At 65.1% G+C, this 23,966-nt stretch carries 25 protein-coding genes and 1 tRNA gene; 10 read left to right on the forward strand and 16 right to left on the reverse strand.

Going from position 1 to position 23,966, the window contains the following annotated elements; all coding sequences use genetic code 11:
- Window positions 1-56: 56 nt before the first annotated feature.
- Window positions 57-1,352: an MFS transporter gene (locus tag Q0743_RS14660; RefSeq protein WP_298242244.1), complete on the forward strand. Its 1,296-nt coding sequence runs from the start codon at window positions 57-59 to the stop codon at window positions 1,350-1,352.
- Between the two features lie 58 nt (window positions 1,353-1,410).
- Here Q0743_RS14660 and Q0743_RS14665 read toward each other — a convergent pair whose 3' ends face one another.
- Window positions 1,411-2,076 carry a glutathione S-transferase gene (locus Q0743_RS14665; RefSeq protein ID WP_298242245.1) on the reverse strand — a complete coding sequence of 222 codons (666 nt, stop codon included), beginning with the start codon at window positions 2,074-2,076 and terminating at the stop codon, window positions 1,411-1,413.
- Window positions 2,077-2,244: 168 nt separating this feature from the next.
- On the opposite strand from Q0743_RS14665, the gene Q0743_RS14670 reads away from it, so the two are divergent.
- The 4 genes from Q0743_RS14670 (at window position 2,245) to panE (ending at window position 6,002) form a co-directional block, all read left to right on the forward strand.
- Window positions 2,245-2,826 (forward strand): DUF2239 family protein, encoded by a 582-nt coding sequence (locus tag Q0743_RS14670; RefSeq protein ID WP_298242246.1) that lies wholly within the window; start codon window positions 2,245-2,247, stop codon window positions 2,824-2,826.
- A gap of 91 nt (window positions 2,827-2,917) precedes the next feature.
- Window positions 2,918-4,267, forward strand: a complete 1,350-nt coding sequence (locus Q0743_RS14675) for an MATE family efflux transporter (RefSeq protein ID WP_298242247.1) — start codon at window positions 2,918-2,920, stop codon at window positions 4,265-4,267.
- Between the two features lie 88 nt (window positions 4,268-4,355).
- Window positions 4,356-4,970, forward strand: a complete 615-nt coding sequence (locus Q0743_RS14680) for a 2-hydroxychromene-2-carboxylate isomerase (protein ID WP_298242248.1) — start codon at window positions 4,356-4,358, stop codon at window positions 4,968-4,970.
- 108 nt (window positions 4,971-5,078) lie between these two features.
- Entirely contained in the window at window positions 5,079-6,002 is a 924-nt protein-coding gene (gene panE, locus Q0743_RS14685) for a 2-dehydropantoate 2-reductase (RefSeq protein WP_298242249.1), read from the forward strand.
- Window positions 6,003-6,186: 184 nt separating this feature from the next.
- Here the strand turns inward: panE and Q0743_RS14690 are convergent, their stop codons facing one another.
- From Q0743_RS14690 to Q0743_RS14705, 4 genes are all read right to left on the reverse strand, one after another.
- Complete coding sequence (locus tag Q0743_RS14690; protein WP_298242250.1) at window positions 6,187-6,765, reverse strand: c-type cytochrome; 579 nt, start codon at window positions 6,763-6,765, stop codon at window positions 6,187-6,189.
- 225 nt (window positions 6,766-6,990) lie between these two features.
- The gene (locus Q0743_RS14695; RefSeq protein WP_298242251.1) at window positions 6,991-8,265 is read right to left on the reverse strand and encodes a PQQ-dependent sugar dehydrogenase; all 1,275 of its coding nucleotides are present in this window, start codon (window positions 8,263-8,265) and stop codon (window positions 6,991-6,993) included.
- Window positions 8,266-8,618: 353 nt separating this feature from the next.
- Window positions 8,619-9,605, reverse strand: a complete 987-nt coding sequence (locus Q0743_RS14700; protein WP_298242252.1) for an NAD(P)-dependent oxidoreductase — start codon at window positions 9,603-9,605, stop codon at window positions 8,619-8,621.
- Between the two features lie 76 nt (window positions 9,606-9,681).
- A tRNA-Gly gene (locus tag Q0743_RS14705) sits at window positions 9,682-9,756 on the reverse strand.
- Window positions 9,757-10,031: 275 nt separating this feature from the next.
- On the opposite strand from Q0743_RS14705, the gene trxA reads away from it, so the two are divergent.
- Both trxA and Q0743_RS14715 read left to right on the forward strand, forming a co-directional pair.
- On the forward strand, window positions 10,032-10,955 hold the full coding sequence (trxA, locus tag Q0743_RS14710) for a thioredoxin (RefSeq protein WP_298242253.1): 924 nt from the start codon (window positions 10,032-10,034) through the stop codon (window positions 10,953-10,955).
- A 101-nt stretch (window positions 10,956-11,056) separates the two neighbouring features.
- Entirely contained in the window at window positions 11,057-11,734 is a 678-nt protein-coding gene (locus Q0743_RS14715; protein ID WP_298242254.1) for an LON peptidase substrate-binding domain-containing protein, read from the forward strand.
- Window positions 11,735-11,899: 165 nt separating this feature from the next.
- On the opposite strand, the gene Q0743_RS14720 is transcribed toward Q0743_RS14715, so the two are convergent.
- The 6 genes from Q0743_RS14720 to Q0743_RS14745 all read right to left on the reverse strand — a co-directional run bounded on the left by Q0743_RS14720 (window position 11,900) and on the right by Q0743_RS14745 (window position 15,551).
- Window positions 11,900-12,493, reverse strand: coding sequence for a cytochrome b/b6 domain-containing protein (locus Q0743_RS14720; protein ID WP_298242255.1), 594 nt, complete (start codon window positions 12,491-12,493; stop codon window positions 11,900-11,902).
- Window positions 12,494-12,574: 81 nt separating this feature from the next.
- Window positions 12,575-12,853: a PepSY domain-containing protein gene (locus Q0743_RS14725; RefSeq protein ID WP_063198686.1), complete on the reverse strand. Its 279-nt coding sequence runs from the start codon at window positions 12,851-12,853 to the stop codon at window positions 12,575-12,577.
- Window positions 12,854-13,096: 243 nt separating this feature from the next.
- The gene (locus Q0743_RS14730) at window positions 13,097-13,909 is read right to left on the reverse strand and encodes an SDR family oxidoreductase (protein ID WP_298242256.1); all 813 of its coding nucleotides are present in this window, start codon (window positions 13,907-13,909) and stop codon (window positions 13,097-13,099) included.
- 3 nt (window positions 13,910-13,912) lie between these two features.
- On the reverse strand, window positions 13,913-14,359 hold the full coding sequence (locus Q0743_RS14735) for a PaaI family thioesterase (protein WP_298242257.1): 447 nt from the start codon (window positions 14,357-14,359) through the stop codon (window positions 13,913-13,915).
- The gene (locus tag Q0743_RS14740) at window positions 14,356-15,159 is read right to left on the reverse strand and encodes a crotonase/enoyl-CoA hydratase family protein (protein ID WP_298242258.1); all 804 of its coding nucleotides are present in this window, start codon (window positions 15,157-15,159) and stop codon (window positions 14,356-14,358) included. Before Q0743_RS14740 ends, Q0743_RS14735 begins: the two co-directional genes overlap by 4 nt.
- Window positions 15,160-15,200: 41 nt before the next feature.
- Window positions 15,201-15,551 (reverse strand): hypothetical protein, encoded by a 351-nt coding sequence (locus tag Q0743_RS14745; protein ID WP_298242259.1) that lies wholly within the window; start codon window positions 15,549-15,551, stop codon window positions 15,201-15,203.
- 90 nt (window positions 15,552-15,641) lie between these two features.
- On the opposite strand from Q0743_RS14745, the gene Q0743_RS14750 reads away from it, so the two are divergent.
- Together Q0743_RS14750 and Q0743_RS14755 are read left to right on the forward strand one after the other, a co-directional pair.
- A complete protein-coding gene (locus tag Q0743_RS14750) occupies window positions 15,642-16,172 on the forward strand; it encodes a TetR/AcrR family transcriptional regulator (RefSeq protein WP_298242260.1) in 531 nt (176 codons plus the stop codon).
- Between the two features lie 45 nt (window positions 16,173-16,217).
- Window positions 16,218-16,415, forward strand: coding sequence for a Trm112 family protein (locus Q0743_RS14755; RefSeq protein WP_298242261.1), 198 nt, complete (start codon window positions 16,218-16,220; stop codon window positions 16,413-16,415).
- Between the two features lie 216 nt (window positions 16,416-16,631).
- Here the strand turns inward: Q0743_RS14755 and Q0743_RS14760 are convergent, their stop codons facing one another.
- Window positions 16,632-17,852 carry a ubiquinone biosynthesis hydroxylase gene (locus tag Q0743_RS14760; RefSeq protein ID WP_298242262.1) on the reverse strand — a complete coding sequence of 407 codons (1,221 nt, stop codon included), beginning with the start codon at window positions 17,850-17,852 and terminating at the stop codon, window positions 16,632-16,634.
- Between the two features lie 139 nt (window positions 17,853-17,991).
- On the opposite strand from Q0743_RS14760, the gene tesB reads away from it, so the two are divergent.
- A complete protein-coding gene (tesB, locus tag Q0743_RS14765; protein WP_298242263.1) occupies window positions 17,992-18,864 on the forward strand; it encodes an acyl-CoA thioesterase II in 873 nt (290 codons plus the stop codon).
- Window positions 18,865-18,926: 62 nt separating this feature from the next.
- Here tesB and Q0743_RS14770 read toward each other — a convergent pair whose 3' ends face one another.
- The 4 genes from Q0743_RS14770 to Q0743_RS14785 are packed head-to-tail and all read right to left on the reverse strand — an operon-like array spanning window position 18,927 to window position 23,909.
- Window positions 18,927-19,889: a tripartite tricarboxylate transporter substrate binding protein gene (locus Q0743_RS14770; protein ID WP_298242264.1), complete on the reverse strand. Its 963-nt coding sequence runs from the start codon at window positions 19,887-19,889 to the stop codon at window positions 18,927-18,929.
- A gap of 54 nt (window positions 19,890-19,943) precedes the next feature.
- A complete protein-coding gene (locus Q0743_RS14775; protein ID WP_298242265.1) occupies window positions 19,944-21,167 on the reverse strand; it encodes a CoA transferase in 1,224 nt (407 codons plus the stop codon).
- Between the two features lie 24 nt (window positions 21,168-21,191).
- Complete coding sequence (locus Q0743_RS14780) at window positions 21,192-22,331, reverse strand: MaoC family dehydratase N-terminal domain-containing protein (RefSeq protein ID WP_298242266.1); 1,140 nt, start codon at window positions 22,329-22,331, stop codon at window positions 21,192-21,194.
- 15 nt (window positions 22,332-22,346) lie between these two features.
- Window positions 22,347-23,909 carry an acyl-CoA synthetase gene (locus tag Q0743_RS14785; RefSeq protein WP_298242267.1) on the reverse strand — a complete coding sequence of 521 codons (1,563 nt, stop codon included), beginning with the start codon at window positions 23,907-23,909 and terminating at the stop codon, window positions 22,347-22,349.
- Window positions 23,910-23,966: the final 57 nt, after the last annotated feature.

Below are 23,966 nucleotides of genomic sequence, written 5' to 3' on the forward strand. Positions count from 1 at the left end.
GCGTACATCACGACGCGTGCTACCACCGCGGCCAAGAAACTGCCGGGGAAACGCAGATGACCACGACCGATCCGAACCAGCGCATCGAACGCACGGAGATCGAAGACACCAGCCTCCTTGCCTTCTACCGCGACATGAACGTCGCCGAGCGGCGCACGTTCTGGGCCTGCGCGGCGGGCTGGGCGCTCGACGGCATGGACTTCATGATCTATCCGCTGGTGATCGGCACCATCATCGCGCTGTGGAAGGTCGATGCGGCGTCCGCTGGCCTTGCCGGCACGGTGACGCTGCTCGCGTCCGCGATCGGCGGCTGGCTCGGCGGCTATCTGTCCGACCATATCGGGCGGGTGAGGACGCTTCAGATCACCATCATCTGGTTCTCGTTCTTCTCGCTGGTCTGCGCTGTCGTGCAGAATTTCGACCAGCTCCTGATTGCACGCGCCGTGCTCGGCCTCGGCTTCGGCGGCGAATGGGCGGCGGGCGCCGTGCTGATGGGTGAGGCGATCCGGCCGCAATATCGCGGCCGCGCGGTCGGCTCGGTGCAGTCGGGCTGGGCGGTCGGCTGGGGCCTCGCGGTGCTGTCGCAGGCGATCCTGTTCTCGATCCTGCCGCCGGAGACGGCGTGGCGCTGGATGTTCGTGATCGGCGCGCTGCCGGCGCTTCTCGTGTTCTACATCCGCCGCTCCGTCACCGAGCCGGAGATCGCAGCCGAGGCTCGCGCCAGGCACGCCGCGAGCGGCGATCGCCCGGCGATCTGGGAAATCTTCTCCGGCCCGATCCTGAAGACCACGATCCTGGCCTCGCTGATGGCGACGGGCTGCCAGGGCGGCTATTACGCCGTCACGTTCTGGGTGCCGCAATTCCTGACCAAGGAGCGGCATCTGTCGATCGTCGGCTCCACCGGCTATCTCTCGACGCTGATCATCGGCTCGTTCATCGGGTATCTCACGGGAGCCTGGCTCGCCGACCGGATCGGGCGACGCAATCTGTTCCTGATCTTCTCGATCGGCGCCATCGCGGTGGTGCTGCTTTATACGCAGCTGCCGCTCACGAACGAGATCCTGTGGGTGCTCGGTTTTCCGCTCGGCTTCTTCGCTTCCGGCTATTTCTCCGGCATCGGCGCGTTCCTGACCGAGCTCTATCCGACGCGGCTGCGCGGCTCCGGCCAGGGCTTCTGCTACAATTTCGGCCGCGGGATCGGTGCGCTGTTTCCGTTCCTCGTCGGCGCGCTATCGGCGTCGACGTCGCTCGCAAATGCGATCGCGATCTTCGCGGTGGTCGCTTACGCGCTGTTCTTCATCGCCGCCTTCGCCCTGCCGGAGACGCGCGGACGCGTGTTGCATCCGCACTAGCGGACGGGTGTCGTTCCGGGGCGATGCGGAAGCACCGCCCCGAGTTGACAGAGACTGACTACCGTCCCACCTGATACGGCCCGCCCTTTTCCAACGCTCTCGCATAGGCCGGGCGCGCGTGGATGCGCTCGAGGAATGCCATCGCCTTGGGATGACCTTGCTCGAGCCCGCCGCGCGCTTGCGCGGCTTCCAGCGGGAAGCTCATCTGGATGTCGGCCGCGGTGAACTCGTTGCCGGCGAACCATTCGCTCTTGCCAAGCTCGCCTTCCCAATAATCCATGTGCTGCTTGAGCTGCGGATTGACCAGCGTGGTCAGCGCCTGGTTCGAAACCTTGCGCACCAGCGGACGCAGCAGCGCCGGCGCGCGCTTCGGCATCAGCGTGAACAGCAGCTTCAGCAGCAGCGGCTGCATCGCAGACCCTTCGGCGTAGTGCAGCCAATAGGTGAAGCGCAGCCGCTCCGGCGTATCAGGCGGCGGGACCAGCCGGCCGTTGCCGTAGGTTGCCACGAGATATTCGATGATCGCGCCCGACTCGGCGATGGTGTTGCCGTTATCGGTGATGACGGGCGACTTGCCGAGCGGATGGATCGCCCGCAGCTCCTTCGGCGCGCGCATGTCCGGCTGGCGCTGATAGCGCACGATCTCGTAGGGAACGCCGAGCTCCTCGAGCAGCCACAGCACACGCTGCGAGCGGGAATTGTTGAGGTGATGAACGGTCAGCATCGGCGAAGTCCCCAGGGCTAGCGTGGCCAATCGGCGGCGCCGTTCGTGCCAGCCCGAGGACACAATGTCGAGCCGTCAGCGTGATTATTTTCACCCGGGTATATTGACGCTCATAATTTACCCGGGTATTAAATGACATCAACGTCGTCAATATGGCAATGATTTCAAATGCAGAAGATTTTCACCGCCTTCCAGGGCCAGCGGCGCCTGGTATCCGGGCCGGCCGGCGAGGTCGCGCTGGTCGTCAAGCGGGTAGCGCCGCAGCCGGACGCGCCCATCATCATCTTCGAGGACGCCACGGGCCGCTCGATCGACTTCGATCTGCGCGGCGGGGACCGCGAGGTGCTGGCGCGGCTGGCGAAGCTTGTCCCGCCCCCGGTCGAGGAGACCGCACCGCCGAGCGAGCCGCGCGGACGCGGCCGGCCGAAGCTCGGCGTGGTCGCGCGCGAGGTGACGCTGCTGCCGCGGCACTGGGAGTGGCTCGGCGCGCAGCCGGGCGGCGCCTCGGTCGCTTTGCGAAAACTCGTCGACGAGGCCAGGCGCGCCAGCGGCGACAAGGACCGCGAGCGGCAGGCGCGCGATGCGGCCTACCACTTCATGTCGACCATGGCGGGCAATCTGCCGCAGTTCGAGGAAGCTTCGCGCGCCCTGTTCGCGGACGACCGGCGACGCTTCACCGGACTGATCGCGGACTGGCCGACCGACATCCGCGACCACATCGTCAAGCTCGCCTATAGCGACCGCGCGTAAACCGCGCGGCGCCCTTCACAACCTCATCGACGGCCCAAGCCGCGCACTTCGCGCGGCAACGGCGTCGCACGCCCCGATGAAAGGCCCATCCATGTCCGCCGCCAAGCCGCTCTGGAGAACTTTTTTGCGCTTCCTTGCGCCGCTCATGCTGAGCAACGCGCTGCAATCGCTGTTCGGCACCGTCAGCAACGTCTATCTCGGCCAGATGATCGGCGTCAACGCGCTGGCAGCCGTCTCGGTGTTCTTCCCGGTGATGTTCTTTCTGTTCGCCTTCGTCATGGGCCTCAGCACCGGCGCGACCGTCTTGATCGGCCAGGCCTTCGGCGCGCGCGAGCACGACAAGATCAAGCTCGTCGTGGGCACGACGCTTGCGATCGGCCTGTTGCTGTCCGTCTCGGTTGCGCTGATTGGCGGCCTCTTCAGCCGTCAGCTGATGATGGCGCTTGCAACCCCCGCGGACATCCTCGCTCCCGCCAGCGCCTATGCGCGGATCATGCTGCTGACCATGCCGCTCGGCTTCGTCTTCCTGCTGATGACGGCGATGATCCGTGGCGTCGGCGACGCGCTCACGCCATTGCTGGCGCTGGCCCTGTCGACCACGATAGGTCTGGTCCTGACGCCGATGCTGATCCGCGGATCGTTCGGATTGCCGACCGCCGGCATCACTAGTCCGGCCTGGGCGGCAGCGATCGCGAACGCGCTCACGCTGATCGTGCTGGCCCTTTATCTGCTGCGGAAGAAGCACGCGCTCGCACCGGACGCGGCGCTGCTGCGTCACCTCCGACTCAACGGCATGATGCTGGGACAGATCCTCGCCATCGGATTGCCGAGTGCCGTCGGCATGGTCGTGATGGCCATCGCAGAGCTGGTCCTGCTCGGCCTCGTCAACGGCTTTGGGTCGGAGGCCACGGCGGCCTACGGTGCCGTCAACCAGGTGATGGGCTATACGCAGTTCACGGCGATGTCGATCTCGATCGCGGTGTCGATCCTCGGTGCGCAGGCGGTCGGCAGCGGCGACAGAGCCCGGCTCGACGGCATCGTGCGCACCGGTCTCGCCTTCAACCTCGTGCTGACCGGCGGGCTGGTGGCGCTGATCTACCTCGTGCCGCGCGCCGTGCTCGGCATCTTCATCACCGACAGCGCCGTGCTCGATCTGGCGAAAGCCCTGCTCTTCATCGCCCTCTGGAGCTCGGTGCCGTTCGGCCTCGCCACGGTGTTTTCGGGAGCGATGCGTGCGGCCGGCGCCGCGTTGACGCCGATGCTGCTCTCGATCTTCGCGATTGTCGCGATCGAGCTGCCGGCCGCAGTGATCCTGAGCCGCTCGATTGGCCTGGAGGGTGTGTGGGCCGCCTATCCCATCGTGTTCTGCGCCATGTTCGTTCTGCAGATGGGCTATTACTTCCTGGTGTGGCGCAAGCGGGCGGTCCAGCGCCTGGTCTGACGCTCAAAGTATTATGACCATCATTAAACGGTGGACCTGCAGGGCACGCTGCGTCACAATGGTGCAAAGCACGTCAGGGAGAACGAGTTTGACCCGCACAGCCCCGCAGTTCCTGTTCGATTTCGGCAGCCCGAACGCCTATCTCAGCCATCTCGCGATTCCCGCGATCGAGCAGCGCATCGGCGTCAAGTTCGAATACGTCCCGATCCTGCTCGGCGGCATCTTCAAATCAACCAACAACAAATCGCCGGCCGAGACACTCGCCGGCGTAAAGAACAAGCGCGAATTCCAGCAAGTCGAGACCGAGCGCTTTCTCAAGCGCTTCAAGGTCCAGCCCTATGTCTGGAATCCGCACTTCCCCGTCAACACGCTGAACCTGATGCGCACGGCGATCGCAGCTCAGCTCGAGGGCGTGTTCGAAAAATACGTCGAGGCCGCCTTCCACCACATGTGGCGCGAGCCGAAGAAGATGGACGACCCCGAGATCGCGGCGAAGGCGCTGGCGTCTTCCGGCCTCGATGCCCAGAAACTGTTTGCCCGGGCTCAGGACCCCGAGGTGAAGGCCAGGCTCATCAAGAATACCGAGGACGCGGTGGCCCGCGGCGCGTTCGGCTCGCCGACCTTCTTCGTCGGCAATGAGATGTTCTTCGGCAAGGAGCAGCTGCGCGAGGTCGAGGAGATGGTGCTGGGGAAGGGCGAGTAGCGAATGGCGAATAGCGAGTAGTCGAAAACGTTACTCGCATTTCAGCGTTTCCTGTCCTATTCGCTACTCCTATTCGCCATTCGCCAAGAATAACAACGGAGCTCTCCCATGCGTATCCTCGTGGTCGGCGCCGGCGCCATCGGCGGCTATTTTGGTGGCAGGCTATTGCAGGCCAGCCGCGACGTCACCTTCCTGGTCCGCCCGAGACGCGCCAGCGAGCTCGCAAGCGCCGGGCTCGTCATCAAGAGCCCGAACGGCGATGTGACCCTGAAGAACCCGCCGACCGTCCAGGCCGACGCGCTCAAGGACAAGTTCGACGTCGTGCTCCTGAGCTGCAAGGCGTTCGACCTCGACGACGCCATCAAATCGTTTGCGCCGGCGGTCGGCCCCGGCACGGCGATCATCCCGATGCTCAACGGCATGAAGCATCTCGACATCCTCGACGCAAAATTCGGCAAGGAGCGCGTGCTCGGCGGCCTCTGCGCCATCGCCGCAACCTTGAACGAGAAGCGCGAGGTCGTGCAGCTCCAGCCGATGCAGTCGCTGAGCTATGGCGAGCGGAACGGCAAGCTGTCGGATCGCGTCAAGGCGATCGACGAGGCCTTCAAAGGCGGCATCAATGGCGCCGCCGCCAGCCAGAACATCATGCAGGACATGTGGGAGAAGTGGGTGTTCCTGTCCTCGCTCGCGGCAAGCACCAGCCTGATGCGCACCTCCGTCGGCAACATTCTCGCAGCGCCAGGGGGAAGGGATTTCCTGCTCGGCATGCTGGACGAGACCAGCGCGATCGCCACCGCGTCCGGCTACCCGCCGGGCGGCCCGTTCTTCGAGCGCGTCAAAGGCAACCTCACCACCGAGGGATCGCCGATGACGGCCTCGATGTTCCGCGACATCAAGGCCGGCCTGCCGGTCGAGGCGGATCATGTCATCGGCGACCTGATCGCGCGCGCGGACGCCGCCAAGGTGCCGGTGCCGAAGCTACGCATCGCTTACACGCATTTGAAGGCGTATGAGAAGCAGCGGGCGGGATAGGTTATAGCCCGACCGTCATCCCGGGGCGCGCAAAGCGCGAGCCCGGGATCCATAACCACAGGGAGTAGTTTGACGCCAAACTCCCACTCCGAGCCATCGCCAAACTACTCCCTGTGGGTATGGATCCCGGATCTGCGGTTCGCTTGTCCGGGACGACAGCAGTGTTTGCAGCAACAGCCGCGCTCTATTTCAAATGCGCGAGATAGTGCGAGACCGCCGCGATTTCCTCATCGCTCATGCGATAGGCGACATCGGCCATCGCGGCGACGCCGCCGCCGACGCGCTGGCCCGCCTTGTAGTCGTGCAGCGCCTTGACCAGATATTCCTCACGCTGCCCGGCGAGCCGCGCCACGGCCTTGGTGCCGGCGAAGCTGTCCGTGTGGCATGAGGCGCAGCGGCGACCGGCCGCAACTTGCGCGCCCTTTTTCGACAGGTCCGGATCCCCGTCGTCCGCTCCCTTCGGCGGTGTCATCTGCGAGAAGTAGGCGCCGAAACTGCGGATGTCCTCGTTGGTGATCTCTTCGGCGATCGGCTTCATCTGATCGTTCTTGCGCGAGCCGGCGCGGAAGAACACGAGCTGCCATTGGATGAATTGATCGGGCTGCCCCGCGAGCGAAGGAATGTTCTCGGTTTGCGAAATGCCGTTCTCGCCATGACAGCCGGAGCAGACGGAGGCTTTTTCCTTGATCGCGGCATTGTCGGCGGCCTGAGCCGGAATGAACAGTAGCGTCGCATATAGAATTCCGAACCCAACGGCTCGCATGACTGACTTCTCCAGCTGTCATTGCCGGGCTTGACCCGCCTGCGGGGCCGAAGCCCCTCCGGCGCAGCGTAGGCCCGGCAATCCATCCCTGTTGCAGAAGGTTCTCGTATGATGGATGCCCGGATCAAGTCCGGGCATGACGAACCTGTTCCGCGGCGGGCTCGCAGCATCAAACAAAGAGGCTGCGGCCGTTACCCGGTCGCAGCCCCTTTTTTCGTGCCCGTGCTACTTCTTGCTGTAGCTGATGCGATAGATCGCGCCGGCCCAGTCGTCGGCAACGAGGATCGACCCATCCTTGGCGAGGATGATGTCGTCGGGACGGCCGAGATAGCCCTGGTCGCCCTCGATCCAGCCGGAGGCAAAGACCTCCTGCTTGGCGTTCTTGCCATCAGGCCCGACGATCACGCGCATGATGCGACCGCCCTGGTACTTGTGACGATTCCAGGAGCCGTGCTCGGCGATCAGGATGTTGTTCTTGTACTCGGCGGGGAACTGGTCGCCGGTGTAGAACTTCATGCCGAGCGGAGCGACGTGAGCGCCGAGATTCAGCACGGGCGGCGTGAACTCGGAGCATTTGTGGCCCATCGCGAACTTGTCGTCGGGCAGATTGCCCTGGTGGCAGTAGGGATAGCCGAAATGCTCGCCGATCTTGTTGATCATGTTCAGCTTGTCGCTGGGCAGATCATCGCTGATCCAATCGCGCGCATTCTCGGTGAACCAGTATTTTCCGGTGCGCGGATCGACGTCGCCGCCGACCGAGTTGCGAACGCCGAGCGCCCAGATTTCCGCGTTGCCGGTCTTGGGATCGACGCGGCGGATCTGCGAGACGCTGGTCGGGGGAATGCCGATGTTGAAGGGCGGTCCGAACGGAATATAGAACCAGCCTTCCTTGTCGACCGCGATGTACTTCCAGCCATGCGCGGCATAGGACGGCATGTCGTCGTACACGACCTTGCCGTCACCGAGCTTGTCCAGATTGGCCTCCGCATTGTCGTAACGGATCAGCTTGTCGACGGCGATGACGTAAAGCGCGCCGTCCCTGAAGGCCAGACCCGTGGGCATGTTCAGCCCCTTGAGGACGGTCTTGACCTCTTTCTTTCCGTTGTTGTCCTTGATGGCATAGACATTGCCGAGGCCGAACGAGCCGACGAACAGCGTGCCCTTGTCACCCCAGGCCATCTGCCGCGCGGCCAGCACGCCGGAAGCGTAGACCTCCATCTTGAAGCCCGGCGGCAGCTTGACCTGCTTGATGATGTTGGCGAGCTCGGCGTCCGAGGCGCCGGTCGGCGGACCCGATGGCGGCGCGAGGCCCTTCTGCGCCTCGGTCTCATCGCCCAGGAACCAGTCATCCGGCGGATGGGTCCAGAACTCCTTGGTGCCGGATTCGTATTTCTTCAGTGCCCTGTTCTTGTCCTGCTGTTGCGCGCTGCCGGCGCTGGTCCCCGCAAGAAGGGCCACGGCCGCAAGCGCCAACACGGATCGATGGAACATCGATGTCATCGCGTCACTCCCCTAAGGCAGCCGTCAGGGCTGCGATTTATTTTGTTTTGCTAGTCGAGAGGCGAAGTTTGGGATCTGCCGAGGGGCAGACATAAAAGGCTAGCACATCTGCGAGCGCTGAGAAGGGCATCGCATGTGCTGCGGTTGCGCTCATTAAAAATTGAGACGGAACGTCAATGAGCACGACCGCCGCAGCGATGGCGCTCTCGCTGCAACGCGGAATCGGGCCAGCCAAGGGTGTTCAGCAAAAAATGCGAAAACAACCCCATGCACAGTAGAACGGCGCATGGGCGCTGGTCGGGATCTGACCCGACAGGCACTTGACTCGTCGAGCAAAACATCAATCGCGGCGCTTATCGGGCGATCGGATAGGGCCCGTCGTCGAACACCACCTCATGATAGCCCTTCGAGCCGACCTCGCGCGCCAGCGCACTGCGAAAATCGCGGCCCTCCCGAAGGCAGCTCAGCACATGCGCGAAGTCGAATTCGGGTCGCCAGCCGAGCTCACGCCGCGCGCGTTCGTTGACGTAGACGCGGTCGATCTCGGAGAAGAGTTTCCAGCCGCGCGCCGCATAGAGCTCTGCGCACTCCGGATAGAGCTCGCGCACGACACCGGCCGCATCGCGCGCAAGCGTTGCGAGGTGACGCTGCTCGAACGGGCTGGTGGCCGAGACGATATAGCGAGCGAAGCCGATTTTTGGCGCGCGGTCGACGGCGAGCAGGTGGGCGCTGACGGCGTCCGCGATGTCCAGCCGGCGATAGAGCAACTCGTTGGCCTGCGCGTTCTCAAGCGGGTAGGCCGACCGCATCGCCGGATCATCGTCGTCCTCGGGAAAGAAGCGCGAGGTCCGCAACACCACGACCGGCAGGGCACGCTCGCGGAAGAACAGCTCGCAGAGAGTTTCCGCCATCTGCTTGGTGGTGCCGTAGATGTTTTTCGGCACCGCCGGCAGGTCCTCGGTGACCCACACGGCCGCCTCTCCGGCTCCGGCGCGGAGCTGCGAGCCGAACGCGCTGGTGGTGCTGGTGAAGACGAAGCGGCGCACGCCGGCGGCGACGGCTGCCTCGAGCAGGTTGAGCGTGCCTGACACGTTGGTGTCGACGAAATCCTGCTTCGAATGGGTCGCCACATGCGGCTTGTGCAGTGTCGCGGTGTGGATCACGGCGCTCACGCGGTCCATCTGGCGCCGCACGAAGCCGGGATCGACGATCGAACCAACGACATCGGTGAAGGGCGATGCCTTCAGATCGATCCCGCGCGCGGGCACGTTGCGCGCCTGAAGCGTCCGGAGAACGGCTTCTCCGAGGTGACCGGCGCTGCCCGTGACCAGGATTGTCATTGCAAACCCCATGCAGCCGCCAGCGGCGTGGCGAACCACGGTTCCGTCCGGTCAGGCTGGATGCTCTGGGAAAAATTGGAGCGGGCGAAGGGGCTCGAACCCTCGACCCCGACCTTGGCAAGGTCGTGCTCTACCACTGAGCTACACCCGCATCCTGTGTCGGTCGCGTGACGCGCCGGCAACGGCTGTCGTATGCCAAAAGCGGGAAGGGAATGCAACAGCTACCGGCGGGATAGATGCGCAATCCGGGGCCCAATATGGAGCCCGAATGCGACCAAATCGCCCGGAATCGCCCCGGAACCGCCGAATCGGCCTCCATGGATTGAAATTCGGCCCATTCGGCCCAATTTAGGAGCCGACAGCGAAGCATAGGGAGCGGCGACGTGCTAAAGACCCGCCATTCCAGACATCAGACGAGGGGATGCCGTGACGATCATCGACCAGGGTAACGGAGCCGCAAACCCGGCTGCGGCCGATCTGATCAAGGACACCACCACCCAGACCTTCGTGAAGGACGTCATCGAGGAATCGAAGCGCCAGCCGGTGCTGATCGACTTCTGGGCGGAGTGGTGCGGCCCCTGCAAGCAGCTCACCCCCGTGCTGGAAAAGGCGGTCAGGGCCGCCAAGGGCAAGGTCAAGCTGGTCAAGATGAACATCGACCAGCACCCGGCGATCCCGGGCCAGATGGGCATCCAGTCGATTCCGGCCGTGATCGCCTTCGTCAACGGCCAGCCGGCCGACGGCTTCATGGGCGCGGTGCCCGAGAGCCAGCTCAACGCCTTCATCGAAAAGCTGACCAAGGGCGTGACCGCGCCGGGCGAGCCGAATATCGCCGAGATTCTGCAAGAGGCCGAGGCGGTGCTCGCCGAGGGCGACACCGCGGCTGCCGCGCAGATCTATGCGGAGGTGCTTCAGTACGATGCGACCAACATCGCCGCACTCGCGGGCCTCGCAAAATGCTACGCCGTCTCCGGCGCGATGGAGCAGGCCAAGCAGACGCTGGCCATGGTGCCGGAGTCCAAGCGCAACGACCCCGCGGTGAAGGCCGTGCAGACCGCGATCGATCTTGCCGAGCAGGCCCAATCGCTTGGACCGGTCGCGGAGCTGGAACAGAAAGTCGCCGCAAACCCGCTCGATCATCAGGCCCGATTCGACCTGGCGACCGCGCTGAACGCGCAAGGCGACCGCACTGCTGCCACCGCGCAGCTGCTCGAGATCGTCAAGCGCGACCGCAAATGGAACGATGACGGCGCCCGCAAGCAGCTGGTGCAGTTCTTCGAGGCCTGGGGCGGCGCGGATGATGCAACCGTCGAGGGACGCAAGCGTTTGTCGACGATCCTGTTTTCGTAGGGGCTTCTTTGAGCATGATCCATTCGGAAAACCGTTGCACATCTTGCGCTGACGCGGTCCTCCGGATCATGCGCTAGCAAAGCCAGGGGGGACCGGGGCAGATGCCGATCAACATCGAATATCGCGGGCCCGCCGACCTCCCGGAGATCATTCCGGTGTTTCCGCTGCCGGGCGCGCTGCTGCTGCCGCGCGGCCAGATGCCGCTCAACATCTTCGAGCCGCGCTATCTGTCGATGGTCGACGACAGCTTTCGCGACGGCCATCGCCTGATCGGCATGATCCAGCCCGACGTCGCGCACTCGCCGAAGGATTCCGACAAGCCGACGCTGTTTCGCGTCGGCTGCGTCGGCCGCATCACCCAGCTCGCCGAATCCGGCGACGGCCGCTACATCCTCGAGCTCACCGGCGTTTCGCGCTTCAAGGTCATCGAGGAGCTCGAGGTGCTCACCGCTTACCGGCAGTGCAAGGTGGACTTCTTCGCCTTCGCCAACGACTTCACCGCGCGCATGGGCGAGGACGAGGTCGACCGCGAGGCGCTGCTGGCCGTGCTGGCGGACTTCCTGAAGGCCAACAATCTCAAGGTCGACTGGGAAGGCGTCGAAAGCGCGCCCAATGAAGCCCTCGTCAACGCGCTGGCGATGATGTCGCCCTACGGCCCTGCAGAGAAGCAGGCCATGCTGGAAGCGCCCGACCTGAAGACCCGGGCCGAGATTTTGATCGCGGTCACCGAGATGGACCTCGCCAAGAAGCGCACCAGCGGCGATCCGCCGCTACAGTAGTTGACTAGGGCAGAAGCTCCGTCATGCGCGGGCTTATCCCGCCTGCGCGGCCGAAGCCGCTTCGGCGCGGCGAAGGCCCGGGCATCCACGCTCTTGGACAGCAAGCAAGCCGTGGATGGCCGGGTCAAGCCCGGCCATCCCGTGGGGAGAGAGTCACCTCAAACCCTAGGAATGACCGCGGATGCGTTTGCGGCCGGTGATCATCGCGCGGATCAGGTTCTCGCGCTGGAGAAGGGCCATCACCACCACGCCCAGCACATGCAGCACGACCAGGACGATGACCGCATCCGATGAATAATGGTGAGTGTCTTCGACCCACCATACGCCGAAGAAGGTGACGGTGACCGACATCGCGCCGGTGATCGCCGAGACGGTGAGCGAGGCCAGCAGCGCCACCAGCATCAACGTGCCGGCGGGGTTGAGACCGATATAGCGGCCGGTGATGCCGCGGCGCAGATTCCAGAGATAGCGCGGTGCCGCGCGAAGCCTGGCTCTGATCATGCGGAAGCGCGAATAGCGGCTTCCCCAAAAGCCCCAGACGAGGCGGAAGGCGAGAAGCCCGAGCACCGCATAGCCGACGATGCGGTGAAGCCGGTCATAGACCGTCGGCGTGAACCACGCGGCCAGAACACACGCCGCGAGAATCCAGTGCCAGAGGCGCAGCGGGAGGTCCCAGACTGCGACCGTCCGTGAAGCCGTTCGATCCGCGGGGGTCCTGTCGGACACCCCGCGCGCTTCTGGCATCGCGTCTTCAATCAAGCAAAGACCACCCTCAAGCCCCGCTTCGCAGATCAGGCCGCGCCGTCTACGTCACGACCTGCTTCGCGCCTTCCTGGCAGCCTACTTGGCGATCGTGTGCTTCAGGCTGAGATCTTCGGGGCTGTAGAACAGCTCGTAGAGCTTGCCTTCCTTGACGCCGTAAACCTCGTAGCACGAACCTTCGATCTTGGAGCGCCGCACCTCGTAACCCAGCGCCTTGGCCTTGGCTTCGGCTTCACTCGCCGGCTTCCACGACGCCTTGTCGAGCTTGGTGCAGTCCTTGAAACCGTCGGCCATGGCCGCCGACCCCATGCCGATCCCGACCGTCAGTGCAATGGCAACAACACGAATGACCTTCACGAACATCTCCTCCTCTGCCGTGCGCGCTACGCGAGCTGCGAAGCTGGACTGAAGGAAGCAAAGAGGGTGATGAAGTCAATCGGTGACGGGCGAGGTCTGCTTTAGATAAGTTCTATTGTTGAGTTTAGACGAGTTCTAACCGGAGCGAAAACGTGAGCGCCCTCTGCGGAGAATGCGGATTTGTCCGACCGCTGCGGCCTTAAGCCTCACGGGTCGGATGGACTGCCGACCTCGCCGATTGCGCTAGGCCGCAGTTTGCATTTCCAGATAATTGCGCCGCAGCCAGTCCGTCCAGCGCAGACGTCCGCGCACGCCGTGGCTGACGACAAAGCCCATGCCGCGCGCCTTCGCGTCGGAAAGGCCGACCGCCAGGATCTTTCGGTGCAGTCTCCGTGCATCCTGGTATTGGCGGGCGAGGGTGACGAGATTCAGCGCTTCGGGGCCGCCGATCTCCGCGCGCACGCCGCGCTGCCCGTCGAACGCGCAAGTCAGAACGTGATCGGCGACATCCGACGTATCGACGGGATCGAACGGCGTCGTCGGCACCGGCCAAACCGGAAGCCAGGTGAGGCCCGAGAGCAACCTGTCGAGCAGGTAGTAGAACGGCATCGCGCGAACGATGGACCAGGACAGAGCCGAGGCACGCACCAGCCGCTCGCCGGCGAGCTTGACCCGCGCGTAGGGCAGGGTCGCCTGGTCGAGCCCGACGATCGAAACGTGCAGGAAATGCCGAATGTCGGCCTCCCCGCAGAGCGACAGCAGCCGCTCCGTTCCCTCGACGTCCACTGCGGAGGGCGATCTGAAGAAGTCGATCGGGCGGACGCCTCCACGCCGCGCGATCGGCGAACAGGTCGCCGCATTGATGACCGTGTCGACGCCCTGCAGTGCTTCGCGCAACCCGGCACCCGTGGCGAGATCGCCTGCGGCCCATTCGACATCCGATCGCATACCCGGTGATCGTGCAAATACCCGGACGCGACGTCCGTCGCGAACCAGACGATCGACGACATCCCGGCCAAGATGACCCGTGCCCCCGGTGACGAGCGTCAGTGTCATGGTTCAGCTCCGGCCGGTGTTGCGCGGCGGCTCGCCGGTGGGGACGAGCACGGTCTCGCCCGTCGCTACGAGGCTCAGTTCATCCTGCTCGTCCGCGGCAAGTAGTTCTGCGCGCGCGAACACTTGTCTGCGCCCGGGGCGGAGCGTCGTTCCCCTGGAGACGAAGTAGCGACCAACAGCCGGCCTGAGGCAGTTCATCGAGAAGTGCGACGCGGTCACCGGGCCCACGAGCGTCGCCGCGGCGAACCCGCAGGCCGTGTCGAGCAAGGCCGCGATCAGGCCGGCGTGAAGATGTCCGGAATACTGGGTGAGGTCGTCATGCCAATTCATTCGGATGGTCGCCTCGCCGTTGCCGGCCGCAACAAGCTCGAAGCCGGCGGCGCGGTTGAACGCGGCGGATGCGTTGACCGCGACGAGCGTCTGCAGGTCGAATCCATGCGGCGTGCTCATGTGTCGCTCCATCGCGGCGCGCGGCGCTCGAGATTGCTCCTGACCGCTTCGATGTGATTTGGCGTGCCGAGCAGCGCGGCCTGCGCGGCGGTCTCCGCAGCAAGACCCGTCGCAGCGTCGCAAGTTGCGGACAGGTTGAGCAATCGCTTGGCGGCACGGATCGCGCTGGGGCTGCGGCCGGCGATCTCGCGCGCCGTTGCCAATGCAGCGGCCACGGGATCATCGACAAGCCGGGTCGCGAAGCCGTCGGCCAGCGCCTCTTCGGCTGAAAAGACACGCCCGCTATAGGTCAGCTCACGCACCACATCCTCGCGCGCGAGATGGCGCATCAACTGCGTGCCGCACATATCGGGCACCAGACCCCATTTGGTCTCGATGACCGCAAGCTTCGCATCCGGCGCGATGTAACGGAGGTCGGCACCGAGCGCGAGCTGGAAGCCGCCGCCGAAGGCGACGCCGTGGACCGCTGCAATCACGGGGATCGGCAGCTCGCGCCACAGCCAGACGATGTGCTGCGCGAAGTTTGCGATGCCGTGGGTCCGGCGCGTCAGATCCGCAAACGGAAGCAGCGGCTCGCCGTTCGCGGCCGCGAGCAGGCGTTCGACATCGAGGCCGGCGCAGAAGGCGCGGCCTTCGCCGGACAGCACGACGGCTCGAATTTCCGGGCTGTCACGAAGGTCCGCGCCGGCCTCGGCAAGGGCCTCGAACATTGCCGGATCGAGCGCGTTCATTTTGTCCGGACGATTGAGCCGGAGATGAGCCACGCCGTCTTCGATCGTTAGCCGAACACGATCTTCCATGATGCGACCTCGGCTCTGTTTGTGGTGCCAGGTTTCGACGTTCAATAGCCCGCGACCGTCATCGCGACGACCGCGCTGAGCATCATCCAGCCGAAGTGGCGGCCGCGCGTTGCAAAGGCGTTGGCGCAGGCGGAGAAGCCGAATACTGCGGCCATGGTGATGACGATCCAGTGGCGCGCCGGCTCCGAGCCCATCCAGGGCGCAGCAATCAGCAGCACGCCGCAACCGATCCAGGCGACGGTCGAAGCCTGCCACACGACCCGGATCAGGGTACGCAGCCGCTCCGGCTCGATGCGGGCACGGACAAACACCCTGGTCTCGCCGAGAATGCCGTGGATCAGGGCCACGGCAATCGCCAGGACCCCGGCAGATTGAAGCAGGAGATTACGCATCGACGCCTCCATACAGTTGTGTATGGACAAATAGGCGCTGGTCCGCCGCCTGTCAATACACTAGTGTATGGTCGAATTCCGGGAACCGACATGACCGAGCAGCTCACCGCCGACGACTGGATCCAGCAGGGGCTGAAGGCGCTCGCCAGGAGCGGCTTCACGGCGCTGAAGGCCGATCCGCTGGCCAAAGCCATGGGCGTCTCGCGCGGCAGCTTCTATTGGCATTTCGCCGATCTCGCCGCATTCCACGCCGCCGTCCTGAAGCGCTGGCGCGAGATCGCCGCCGAGCAGATCATCGCCGATGTCGAGGCCGCCGACGACGAGCCGCTGAAGGCGTTGCTGCGCAGATCGTTCGGCGCGCGGCTCGATCTCGAGCGGGCGGTGCGCAACTGGGCCGCCTTCGACGCGGCGGCGCAGGCCGCCGTGCGCGCGATCGACCGCCGCCGCATCGACTACATCGAGCAGCTGCTGGCAAAGCGCGGCCTCGCTCCGGCGACGGCGCAGGCCCGCGCCCAGATCCTCTATTGGACGTTTCTCGGCTTCGCCCTGTCGGGGCCGCCGGTCCCGGCTGCCAGGCTCGAGGGCCCGCTCGACGAAATTATGCGGATGGTTTCCGCCTAGATCTCGATTTTATGTGCTAGAGGCAATCGATTGCCGGAGAGCCCAATGAACGCGCCCACCGAACGCCCCGAAGCCAGTGTCGATCCGAAATTGCTGGAGATCCTGGTCTGCCCGCTGACCAAGGGCCCGCTGGAGTTCGATTCCGCGAGGCAGGAGCTGGTCTCGCGGTCCGCAAAACTCGCCTATCCGATCCGCGACGGCATCCCGATCATGCTGCCGGAAGAGGCAAGGAAGATCGATTGAGAATCTGGCGACCGTCGTCGAGCGATGTCGTGGCCACACACGAGGTGTCGTCCCCGCGCAGGCGGGGACCCATAACCACAGGACGTGGCTGTCGTCCGAAGTGTTAACTCCGAGTCTTCGCCAAACTCCTGCTGCGGCGTTTGGGTCCCGGATCTGCGCTTCGCTTGTCCGGGACGACGGCGGAGTGTGAGGCACGAGCGCTCACTAAACGCCCTCTTACAACGCCTCGCCCTTCAACAGCCGCGGCACTTCACCCGTCAGTCCAGCGGCTTGCCGGATAAACAAATTCTTCAGCGGCGGGGCGCGGTCGACGAGACCGAGGCCGATGTCGCGCACGGTGCGCAGCAAGGTCGACTGGTTCGAGAACAGGAAATTCAGCGAATTGGTGGCAACGCCCATCGCCATGGTGTCGAAGCGGCGCCAGCGCTGGTAGCGCTCCAGCACGTCGGCCCCGCCGAGATCCATGCCGAGCCGCGCGGCATCGACGACGACCTCGGCCAGCGCGGCGACATCCTTCAAGCCCATATTGAGGCCCTGGCCGGCGATGGGGTGGATGACGTGTGCGGAATCGCCGACCAGCGCGAGGCGCGTGGCGATGAAGGAGCGTGCGACGAAATAGGACAGCGGAAACGCACGCGGCTTGTCGAGCGCCTTCACCTCGCCGAGATGCAGGCCGAAGCGCTGCTCGAGCTCGGCGTGGAATTCCTCGTCGCTGAGCGCGATGATGCGCGCGGCCTCGGCGCGGCGCTCGGTCCACACCAGCGACGAGCGCTTGCCCGAGAGCGGCAGGATCGCGAAGGGACCTGCGGGCAGGAAGTGCTCTTCCGCGCGGCCCTCGTGATCGCGCTCGTGACCGACGGTCACGACGATGCCGGACTGGTCATATTCCCAGCCATGGGTCGCGATGCCGGCGCGCTCGCGCAGCTTCGACCGCGCGCCATCGGCGGCGACCAAAAGGCTTGCGGCGATCACGCTGCCGTCGCCGAGCGTCACATCGATGCCTTCGGGGCGCGCGTCATAGGAGGCCACGGTGGTGGCGCGCAGGTCGATGCCTTCGGCCTCGGCGCGCGCCGTCAGCGCGTCGATCAGGCGGCGGTTCTCGACCATATGCGCAAACGGCTCGCCCGGCGCGACGTCGCCGGCGAAATTGAGGAAGACCGGACGGGTGGCGTCTTCCAGCTTGGAGTCGGTGACGACCATGTCGAGGATCGGCTGCGCTTCGGCCCTGACGTCGTCCCAGGCGCCGATGGCCTCGAACAGCCGGCGGCAGGCGGCCACGATCGCGGTGGCGCGGGGGTCGCGGCTCGGCCGGGTGCTGAGCGCAGGATCGGCGACGATGACGGCGATCTCGGGCCCGAGCCCCTGGCGCAACGCCAAGGCCAATGCGAGGCCGGCAAACGCGCCGCCGCCAATGACAATGCTACCCTGTACCGACATACCCGAATTCCCGGCCAATTCTCGGTCTTGCTAGCAGACTTGAGCTGGGCGAAACAGTGCGGTGAAACAAGGGCGGAACGGCCCAAATGTGCCATTCCGGAGCATCCGGCCCCGGAAGGACGGCAAGAAAGTTCACTCCATGTCCAAAAGCCTGTTCGATCTCATTTCGATCCTCGACCTCGAACAGCTCGAGGTGAACCTGTTCCGCGGCAGCAGCCCGAACACGGACTGGCAGCGGGTGTTTGGCGGGCAGGTGATCGGGCAGGCGATGGTCGCGGCCTGCCGCACCGTCGAGGGCGTCGAAGGGCGCCTGCCGCATTCGCTGCATTGCTATTTCATCCTGCCTGGAGACCCCAAGGTTCCGATCATCTACCAGGTCGAACGCCTGCGCGACGGCAAGAGCTATTCGACCCGCCGCGTCACGGCGATCCAGCACGGCAACGCGATCTTCTCGATCATGGTGTCGTTCCATGCCGAGGAGGAAAGCGCGTTCGATCACCAGGACAGGATGCCCGACGTGCCGCCGCCGGAAAAGCTGACCGCGGAGGAGGTTTCGAAGCAGCCGCTGTTCAAGGAGATGCCGGAGTTCATCCGCCGCTATTACGAGATGGACCGGCCGATCGAATTGCGTCCGGTCGAGATCGGCCGCTATTTCGGCCAGAAGGTCGACGACGGCCGCATCCACATCTGGATCCGCACCGCGGCAAAGCTGCCCGACGATCCGGCGCTGCATCTGTGCGCGCTCGCCTACGCCTCGGACTTCTCGCTGCTCGACGCCATCATGGCGCGCTATGGCCGCACGCTGTTCGACAAGCGCATGATGCCGGCGAGCCTCGATCACGCGATGTGGTTTCACCGCCCGTTCCGCGCCGACGAATGGCTGCTCTACGCCCAGGATTCGCCGAACGCGCGTGGCGGCCGCGGCCTGTCCCGCGGCCTCATCTTCAAGCCCGACGGCACGCTGGTCGCGTCCGTCGCCCAGGAAGGCTCGGTGCGCGAGCGCAAGGCCTGATCTCGAGAAGTGGACACCGCTTCTCGGACAAGATCACGCTCGAGCAACGAGCCTGTCCGGCGTCAACCGCCCTGCAGGCCCGTCGCCTTGATCACCGGCCCCCATTTGAGACGCTCCCGCGTTTCGAACCGGGCGAGGTCTGCCGGTGTTCCGCCGGCTGGATCGAGGCCCAGCTCGTGCAGCCGCTTCCGGGTCTCGGGCAGGGCCAGCGCCTTGGCGAACTCGCCGTTCAGGAGCTCGATCACCGCCTGCGGCGTATCGCGCGGGGCGTAGAAGGCATTCCAGCCTGCCATCTCGAAATCAGGCACGCCCTGCTCGGCGACGGGTTTGACGCCCGGCAGCAGCTCACTCGGCTTCAGCACGGTGATGCCGAGCGCCTTCAGCTTGCCGTCGTCGATCTGGGTGCGCACCGCCGTGACGGTATCGATGATCAGCGGCACCTGCCCGCCGAGCACGTCGGTCATCGCGGTTGCCGATCCCTTGTAGGGAACACCGAACATCGGTGCGCCCGTCACCTCCTTGAGAAACTCGAAGATGACGCGCGCCGTCGTGCTGGGCAGCGCGATGTCGATCCTGTCGGGCTTTGCCTTCGCGGCGCTGATCAGGTCGACCACGCTGTTGCCGGCGAAGGACGGGCTGGCCGTGATCACCAGCGGCAGCTTGCCGACCAGGATGATCGGCGCAAAATCCTTGTCCGGCACGAACCCCATCGCGGGGTACATGAACTCGTTCATGGTCTGGGTGGCGTTGGTGCCCATCAGCAGCGTGTAGCCGTCGGGCTCCGAATGCGCCGCCTGCTCGGCGCCGATATTGCCGCCGGCACCCGGCTTGTTCTCGACATAGAAGCGCTGGCCCAGCGTGCGCGACAGATGGTCGGCGAGGTAGCGGGCGACGACGTCGGTGCCCTGGCCCGCCTGATAGGGAACGATGATCCTGACGGGCCTCGTCGGATAGGTCTGCGCCAGGCTTGCGCAACTCCATAGCAGGGCCAGCCATCCCACGGCCCATCTCGCGGATTTCAGCATGCTCGTTTCCTCTCTTTATGATTGTTTTGATCGTCTTCTTGTTGTCGGCCGTCCTTATCGTCGTGCGGTGTCCTTCCCTGGCGGCGTGACGACGCCGGTTTCGATCAGGCTGTCGATCTCGTGCTGATCGAAGCCGGCATCCGCCAGAATGTCGTTTGCATGCTCGCCGAAGCGCGGTGGCCGGCGGCTGGCGCGACCCGGCGTCTGCGCCAGCTTCACCGGAATGCCCGGCGCACGATGGCCCTCGCTTTCGACCAGCATGTCACGGTGGGAGACATGGGCTTGCGCGAAGGCTTGCGGCACGGTGTTGACGACGCCGGCGGGAACGCCGGCCTGCATCAGTTCGCGGCAAAGCGCGTCCGACTTGAAGCCGGCCAGCGTCCGTTTCAGCTCGGCACGAAGCGCGGCGACGTGACGGAGCCGATCGGCGTTGGTCCGGAAGCGCGGGTCATCCAGCAGGTCGCCGCGCTTCACCCTCTGGCAGAAGCGGCGGAACTGGCCGTCGTTGAGGATGCCGAGAAAGATCTCGCCGTCGGCCGCCGCGAATTTGTCGTAAGGCGCGATGTTGGGATGGGCGCTGCCGAGACGGCCGGGCACGTTGCCCGAGCAGATCCAGTTCGCCGCGTGCGGGACCAGAAGGCCGAGCGCGGTGTCGAACAACGTCGCTTCGACGCGCTGCCCGCGGCCGCTCCGTTCGCGCGCCGCAAGCGCGAGCAGGACACCGACGAGCGCGTTGTAGCCGGTGACGTAATCGACGATGGGAACGCCGACGCGCGTCGCGCCCGAATCCTGCGAGCCGTTGATGCTCATCAGGCCGCACATGGCCTGCAGCACGGCATCGTAGCCGGGCAGGCCGCCGAGCGGCCCGTCGACGCCGAAGCCGGAGATCGCGCAGTAGATCAGGCGCGGAAAGCGTTCGGACAGATCGGCCTCATAGCCGAGCCCCCAGCGTTCCATCGTGCCGGGCAGAAAATTCTCCACGAGCACGTCGGCATCGTTCAAGAGCGCTTCGAGCACCGCACGCCCTTCCGGGCACGACAGGTCGAGCGCCATGCCGCGCTTGCCGCGATTGACGGCGCCGAAATACGCCGCCTGTCCCGCGGCATCGAAGGGCGGCCCGAGACCGCGGGTCTCATCTCCTGATGGCGGCTCGATCTTGACCACGTCGGCGCCATGATCGGCCAACATCTGCGTGCAGAGCGGCCCCGCCAGCACGCGCGAGAGATCGACGACCTTGAGGCCGGTCACCGCTCCGCGCGTGAGGTCGGTTGCGGGCATGCTCATGCGCCCAGTTGGTTGCCGTCAGGTCCGGCTTGGCAGTTGCACGATGCCGGTGCCGAGCACCGAGACTTCGTTGTCCTGGTTGTGCGCTTCCTGCTCGATCTCGACCAGGTGCCGCCCGTTCTCGATGAACTTGCGCTTCACCTTGCCCTTGATGAACAGGATGTCGCCCTCGGGATTGTGCCGGCGGATCTTGCAGCTCGCACGGCGCAGGAAGCCGTCATCGCCCATCCAGTTGGTGAGATGGTGGGTGAGCCAGGAGCAGCGCTCCGGACCGTAATCATAGGCACCGGGCGCGCCGACCTCGAGCGCGAACTCCTCTTCCCAGTGCACGCGCTCGGGGCAGTCGGGGATGCCGAAGCGGTTGGGAATGCCGAGGCCGCGATGGGCGTCCTGCAGCTTCCAGGCAAGCTTGTTGGCGCGGATGTAGAGACCGCCCCAGCCTTGCGCATAAGCGATGAAGCCGGTGACCGTCATCGGCCCCTTCAGCATCGTCGGCAGCGCCTCGCCTTCGGAGACGTCCTGCCAATAACGCGGACGCGAGCCTTGAATCCGCTCCTCGGCATAGAGCTTGTAGGCGGCGGCCAGTTCCTCCTGGCTGTAGCGACGCGGCGCGCGGGCCTTGACCTCACGATATTTGGTGCCCTGATCGCGCGCATGGTCGCGCTCGGTGCGGAAGCACCAGCTGTCCGCTTCGGCGACGAGGTCGCCCTGCTGGTTGAAGAAATCGACGTGATAGGTCTGCTGGATCGCACGGCCGGCGAAGCGGGTCTGGTGCTCGACCAGATCCTTCAGCTTGGCTTCGGTGGAAATCACGTCGTTGCGGCGGACGGCCTTATGCCAGGTCCAGTCCGCGCCCGACCACATCGCGTGGACGCCGGGCATGCCACCGACATAGCCGGACACGATGCGGCTGGTCGAGAACAGGAAGCTCGGCAGCGCAATGATGCCGCCATGATTGGTCTTGGCGGCGTAGTCGGGATCGCACCAGAGCGGATTGTCGTCGCCGATGCCGTGGGCGTAGTGACGGATGTTGTCGCGCGTCGCCTCGTAGCACCAGGGCTCGGCGGTCACGCCGATGGTGACGCCGATGCGCTTGCGCAGATCATCGAGGCCCTCTTCGGTGATCTTCGGAAACCTGGTTTCGGTCTTGTCCAGCATTGACGTTCCTTTCCTTCAATTCGTTGCTTCTGATTGCCTGGCGGCCTGTTCACGGTCTCGCAGCACCTTGCGGTTGACCTTGCCGGCCGGCGTCTTCGGCAGCTCCGTGACGAAGCTGACCAGACGCGGATATTCGTGATGGCTGAGGCGCTGGCGCACGACGTCCTGGATCTCGTGCTCGAAGGACGTGTCGCCCGGCCGCTCCGTGACCACGAACGCCTTCACCACCTGTCCGCGCAGGGCATCGGGAACGCCGATGGCGGCGGCTTCGCGCACCTGCGGATGCTTCAGGATCGCGTCCTCGATCTCGACGGCGCTCATGGTCCAGCCGGCGGAGATGATGACGTCGTCGGCGCGGCCGCCATGGTAGAAATAGCCGTCCTCGTCGATGCGGCCGAGATCCTTGGTCGCGATCCACTCGCCACGGCGCCAGACCTTGAGCTCGCCGGTGACGTTGGTCGCGCAGGGCTTGCCTTCTGCGTCCTGAACCTCGACGCGCCCGCCGGGAATCGGCTTGCCGAGGGATCCCGGCTTGACGACGAAATCGCGTGCACCGGGATAGCTCACCAGGATCACGCCGATCTCGGTGGTGCCGTACATGCTGCACACCTCATGGCCGAACGTGTCGCTGATGAAGGCGGAGGTCTCGCTGTCGATCGGCTCGCCGGTAAACGACATCTTCTCGAGCGCGTAGCGGTAGCGCGGCGCCGCGCCCGAATTGCGCATCATGCGGTAATGCGTCGCGGCGGCCGAGATATTGGTGAACCGGTGCTGCTCGAGCGCAGCCAGCAGCCGCTCCGGATTGAACTTGCCGGCATAGGCGCCGACGGTGATGCCGAGCGCCAGCGGCGCGAGCGTGCCGTGCCAGAGCCCATGCCCCCAGGCCGGCGATGACGGGCAGATGAAGCGATCGCCCGGGCGCAGGCCGGTGCCGTACAACGCCGCGACCATCAGCGTGACGATCGAGCGATGGGTGTGCTTGACCGCTTCGGGCAATTCGCGCGTCGTGCCCGACGTATATTGAAACAGCGCCATCGCGTCGGCCGCCGTGTCGGGCGTGAAGTGCGGCGCGAAACGTTGCAGCCCGTCCAGGAATGCATCGTCGGCGACGACGACTTCGGGGCCGGTGGCGGCGAGGAGCTGCGCCTTCTCGGCGTTCGTCACGATCAGCCGTGGCTTGCAGTCGTCGACGCGCAGCTTGACGCCGTCGGGCCCGAACAGCGTGAACAGCGGCACGGCGATGGCGCCGGCCTTCATGGCGCCGAACACCGCGACATAGAACGCACGCGAGGGCTCGAGCATGACCGCGACGCGATCGCCGGCCTGGATGCCGCGGCTCACCAGATCATGCGCGAAGCGCGAGGATGCTTCCGCGAGCTCGGCGAAGCTGAGCACTTCGTCCGGCCCATCGGCGCGAACGACGATCACGGCCGGGTTGGAACGGCCGGCGTGCCGGTCGATGCACTCATGGGCGATGTTCAGCTGCGCGCGATTGCCGTTGAACAAATCCCAGAGCTTCTCCGGGGAGAAGATCGTCTGCGCGGCGGCGTAGCTCGTGAAGTCGGTCAGCTTGCTCATGACCGGCAAGATACCGAGGACAGGTTAATTGTCAAATAGCGTATGAGATTGTATATG

Source organism: uncultured Bradyrhizobium sp. (genome assembly GCF_936943645.1).
Taxonomy (GTDB): Bacteria; Pseudomonadota; Alphaproteobacteria; order Rhizobiales; family Xanthobacteraceae; genus Bradyrhizobium.

Excerpts from the sequence above, each read along its gene's own strand:
- Q0743_RS14670 (WP_298242246.1), top strand. The coding sequence starts at position 2,245 with ATGCAGAAGATTTTCACCGCCTTCCAGGGCCAGCGGCGCCTGGTATCC.
- Q0743_RS14775 (WP_298242265.1), bottom strand. The coding sequence starts at position 21,167 with ATGCCCGCAACCGACCTCACGCGCGGAGCGGTGACCGGCCTCAAGGTC.
- Q0743_RS14660 (WP_298242244.1), top strand. The coding sequence starts at position 57 with ATGACCACGACCGATCCGAACCAGCGCATCGAACGCACGGAGATCGAA.
- Q0743_RS14730 (WP_298242256.1), bottom strand. The coding sequence starts at position 13,909 with ATGACACTGACGCTCGTCACCGGGGGCACGGGTCATCTTGGCCGGGAT.
- Q0743_RS14695 (WP_298242251.1), bottom strand. The coding sequence starts at position 8,265 with ATGACATCGATGTTCCATCGATCCGTGTTGGCGCTTGCGGCCGTGGCC.
- Q0743_RS14675 (WP_298242247.1), top strand. The coding sequence starts at position 2,918 with ATGTCCGCCGCCAAGCCGCTCTGGAGAACTTTTTTGCGCTTCCTTGCG.
- Q0743_RS14740 (WP_298242258.1), bottom strand. The coding sequence starts at position 15,159 with ATGGAAGATCGTGTTCGGCTAACGATCGAAGACGGCGTGGCTCATCTC.
- Q0743_RS14665 (WP_298242245.1), bottom strand. The coding sequence starts at position 2,076 with ATGCTGACCGTTCATCACCTCAACAATTCCCGCTCGCAGCGTGTGCTG.
- Q0743_RS14690 (WP_298242250.1), bottom strand. The coding sequence starts at position 6,765 with ATGCGAGCCGTTGGGTTCGGAATTCTATATGCGACGCTACTGTTCATT.
- tesB (WP_298242263.1), top strand. The coding sequence starts at position 17,992 with ATGTCCAAAAGCCTGTTCGATCTCATTTCGATCCTCGACCTCGAACAG.
- Q0743_RS14735 (WP_298242257.1), bottom strand. The coding sequence starts at position 14,359 with ATGAGCACGCCGCATGGATTCGACCTGCAGACGCTCGTCGCGGTCAAC.
- Q0743_RS14700 (WP_298242252.1), bottom strand. The coding sequence starts at position 9,605 with ATGACAATCCTGGTCACGGGCAGCGCCGGTCACCTCGGAGAAGCCGTT.
- Q0743_RS14760 (WP_298242262.1), bottom strand. The coding sequence starts at position 17,852 with ATGTCGGTACAGGGTAGCATTGTCATTGGCGGCGGCGCGTTTGCCGGC.
- Q0743_RS14745 (WP_298242259.1), bottom strand. The coding sequence starts at position 15,551 with ATGCGTAATCTCCTGCTTCAATCTGCCGGGGTCCTGGCGATTGCCGTG.
- Q0743_RS14770 (WP_298242264.1), bottom strand. The coding sequence starts at position 19,889 with ATGCTGAAATCCGCGAGATGGGCCGTGGGATGGCTGGCCCTGCTATGG.
- Q0743_RS14785 (WP_298242267.1), bottom strand. The coding sequence starts at position 23,909 with ATGAGCAAGCTGACCGACTTCACGAGCTACGCCGCCGCGCAGACGATC.
- panE (WP_298242249.1), top strand. The coding sequence starts at position 5,079 with ATGCGTATCCTCGTGGTCGGCGCCGGCGCCATCGGCGGCTATTTTGGT.
- Q0743_RS14780 (WP_298242266.1), bottom strand. The coding sequence starts at position 22,331 with ATGCTGGACAAGACCGAAACCAGGTTTCCGAAGATCACCGAAGAGGGC.
- Q0743_RS14715 (WP_298242254.1), top strand. The coding sequence starts at position 11,057 with ATGCCGATCAACATCGAATATCGCGGGCCCGCCGACCTCCCGGAGATC.
- Q0743_RS14750 (WP_298242260.1), top strand. The coding sequence starts at position 15,642 with ATGACCGAGCAGCTCACCGCCGACGACTGGATCCAGCAGGGGCTGAAG.
- Q0743_RS14755 (WP_298242261.1), top strand. The coding sequence starts at position 16,218 with ATGAACGCGCCCACCGAACGCCCCGAAGCCAGTGTCGATCCGAAATTG.